Annotated in this window: 1 pseudogene; it reads right to left on the bottom strand. The window is 42.4% G+C overall.

Annotated features, from left to right (window positions below):
• Positions 1–238, bottom strand: a pseudogene (locus JDF658_RS14670) (IS200/IS605 family accessory protein TnpB-related protein); the annotation flags it as partial.

Below are 238 nucleotides of genomic sequence, written 5' to 3'. Positions count from 1 at the left end.
CTCCTACCATTTTCGCAAATGGAAAATTGGAGGCCATGCGGTTAAACTTTTTATTAGTGTCCAGTCTGTCTTTGCCAAAGTTCAGGTTTTCTAAAACAATTGGTTTACCTGAAAAGAAAGCTATATCTACCACTACTCTGGCTAAAACGCCTATCAGGTAGCTACGCCGGAAGCTGGAAGCATGGGCTAAGTCTGGTATTCTGATATAAAGAAAGCCGTTCGGGTAAGGGATAACCTG

It is taken from the genome of Carboxydocella sp. JDF658 (assembly GCF_002049395.1).
In the GTDB taxonomy this organism is placed as follows: domain Bacteria; phylum Bacillota.
This window is presented reverse-complemented; position numbering and strand designations above follow the sequence as displayed.